Source organism: Sphaerisporangium sp. NPDC088356 (genome assembly GCF_040685555.1).
In the GTDB taxonomy this organism is placed as follows: Bacteria; Actinomycetota; Actinomycetes; order Streptosporangiales; family Streptosporangiaceae; genus Sphaerisporangium.
Window position 1 is genome coordinate 1 of the sequence record NZ_JBFBIK010000257.1, and the last position, 2,114, is coordinate 2,114.

General features: G+C 62.8%; 1 protein-coding gene and 1 pseudogene. Both read right to left on the bottom strand.

The genetic code is table 11. From position 1 onward, the window contains the following. Positions 1–1,287: pseudogene (locus AB0O34_RS36685) on the bottom strand (cell division protein FtsK); the annotation flags it as partial. 222 nt (positions 1,288–1,509) lie between these two features. Next, a partial coding sequence (locus tag AB0O34_RS36690; protein WP_363923598.1) for a hypothetical protein occupies positions 1,510–2,114 on the bottom strand: 605 nt, incomplete at its 5' end.

A 2,114-nucleotide genomic window follows, 5' to 3' on the forward strand; every position in this document is an offset into this window, starting at 1 on the left:
GACGCACTCCTCGATCGTCGAATCCTTGGCGCCGGATGCGTAGTGGTGTGCCACCTTGGACAGAGGCTTGAGGTCTCCGGTCCCCTTCAGCTCGAAAATCCGCATCTCGCAAGACGGATCCAGAGCAGCGGCCAGGAGCAGCACGCGAAGCGCGAACGTCTTGCCAAAACCGGGCATCGCTCCGATGAGCATGTTCCGGTACATCAGCGGAATCGACACGATACGGCCACGCTGATCGGTGCCGAACGGAACCGGCTGGAAGAGGTCGGCCTTCCCGGTCTTCATCAGCGGCCAGGTCGGCTTCTTGGCCTTGTTCATGTCCTGATCACCGACCCACAGGACCAGCCGTCCAGGGTGGAGATGGTTTGCCGGCTCGGGCCACACGCAACCGAGAGGACGGCGGAGAGCAGACGCCAGACGCTCCCGCTTCGACATGATGTCCGTCGTCGTGACACCGAACGGCAGATCGACGTCAGCGCGCCATCCAGGACCGTCCCGAGTGATGGGAGATGGGAAGGTGATTCCAGCGCCACCCTTCGCCGCGGATTTGCTCAACTCGCCGATGCCGAGGGAACCGAGAGCACGAAGGACGATGTCACTGGTCAGCTTCTGGACCTGAGTCGGCATCACAGCCCTGTCGAACACCTGCTTGTCAGCCGGAGTACCGGCTAGGCCGAGAAGGGCGACAAGGCCGCTCACAGCGAGCCACTGACCGTAGGTGGGGACGGTATCCATCGCCAGCACGGTTCCGAGAGCGAGGACTACAGCAGCGCTCAGGGAGACGAGGAGCCTGTTCCGGACGCGAACGTCGTGAGCCTTCGACAGCCTCAGGTACTGCTCAGCGTCCCTGCTCTCCGCAGCGTGCCTGCGTACCGGCTTGCCCTCGGTGTCGAACGGCCAGGACGCAGCGGCCTTTGCCGCCTTTGCAAGTCCGATCGGGGACTGAGCAGCCAGCTTGCCGAGGTACTTCGGGGACCTGGTCGCGTGATACGCACCGAGGTAGGCGTAGTGGTTCGCCAGCCACGAGACGACGGACAGTGCGTCTTGCTTGGACTTGAGCCACAGGGGGACGATCGGCAGACGGTTCTTCGTCCGGTTCTCGATCTCTGACATCCAGTCGATGTCAACGGGACCAGGCTGATCGACCAGAACGACCGGATTGTCCTCTGAGGCGTCTTCTGTGGCGTTAGAGACGATCTGGGTGTCCTTGATCGCATCCCGGCCGAAAATCGGCTCAGAGCCGATCTCAGTCTCGTCCCGGATGATCTCAGCGTTCTCGGCGCTCACTTGGCAACTCATCGACGTCAGCGGAGCAGAAGGGATGCATGGGGTCGCGTCCGCAGCCAGGGCACGCAGTGCCGTCAGCGACGTCAGCACCAAGCTTGCTGATCACGTCGTCGAACCGGCGAAGGTGCTCGTAGTCCCCGAAATTCGGGTCCGAGGCGAACTTGTGGCAGTAGGCGACGATGGCGAGCGGCTCGTGGTCAGCGAGAGCAGCAGCAACCCGCTTCAGCAGCCGCGTACGCAGCCAGGCAGGAGCCTTGCTGTAGTGTCCGAGCACGTCACCAGCGATCCGAGGAAGGTCTTCCTGGTTCGCCGAAGGCGTCGTCGCGGACCCCGCGCGCTACGAACCTCAGGCTCGCCTACGGCGAGAAGAGGATCTTTGGTCTTCTTAGGTTCTTTAGTCTTCTGGGGTTCTGGTCTTCTTATGTGGGCCGGTTTTCCGCCGTCGGAAAATCGGTCGTCGGTTGCGACCTGCGGCGATGCACTCTCACTACCGTGAGCCGATTTCCGGTCGTCGGTGCTGACCTGGGAAGACGACTCCTGCTCACCGTGAGCCGATTTCCGGCTCTCGGTGGAAGACCTGACGATGCCCTTCGTGGGCTGCGAGGTAGACGTCCAAGGGTCCGTGAGGATGTAGTCGACGGTGCCGAACGTTCCGTTGACGACCCTCTGCTGCGTACGGACCAGATAGCCCAGCGTCTCCAGCTCAGCTACAGCCGCGCGTACGGCGCTCTTGCCTTCCGGGCCAGCCGCGATGATGGTCTTCTCCGACACTCGGAAGCCGATCTTGTGCGACGCCAGCCACGTGAGGATGCCGCGCGCCTTCCACG